Source organism: Collinsella sp. AF19-1LB (assembly GCF_003459655.1).
GTDB lineage: Bacteria > Actinomycetota > Coriobacteriia > Coriobacteriales > Coriobacteriaceae > Collinsella.
Genome location: NZ_QRWO01000090.1, coordinates 1 through 504, shown reverse-complemented (window position 1 = coordinate 504; position 504 = coordinate 1). Strand labels below are relative to the sequence as shown.

Sequence of the window (504 nt, the reverse complement as noted above, 5' to 3'; positions counted from 1 at the left end):
GAAGGCCGCGATGGATGTCGGCACAAAGTGGTCAATCAAGCTCACCAATGGCGAGACGATGCAATACCGCATTATCGGCATCAACCACGATGATCTCGCGGCCGGCTCCGGCAAAGCTGGGTTGACGTTCCTAACTACCTCGACGAACATCAAATCCCGCATGAACGCTACAAGTGACAACACCGGCGGCTGGGAGAAGTCGGAACTTCGCCAGAAGATGAACTCAGGCGAGATCTGGAACCTCCTGCCATCCGATTTCCAGTTCAAGGTTAAGGTCGTAAAGAAGCTCACGAACAACGTTGGCTGCGGCCATGAGCAGAACGAGGATACAGCCGCGGTCATGGCAACATCAGACAAACTGTTCCTGCTCAGCTACTCCGAGATCGTCCCCGCCTCCTATTGGGCATCCGGCTATCCCTGGACTTCCTCCGAGGGAACCCAGTACGAGGCGTTCCAGGGCAAGGTAACGAACAACTATTCGGGCAACTCTTGTCTTGGCATTGG

Annotated in this window: 1 protein-coding gene; it reads left to right on the top strand. The window is 55.2% G+C overall.

Going from position 1 to position 504, the window contains the following annotated elements; all coding sequences use genetic code 11:
- Nucleotides 1–10 precede the first annotated feature (10 nt).
- Nucleotides 11–504 (top strand): DUF6273 domain-containing protein (locus DWX39_RS10880; RefSeq protein ID WP_199411509.1); only part of this gene is annotated, 494 nt, incomplete at its 3' end.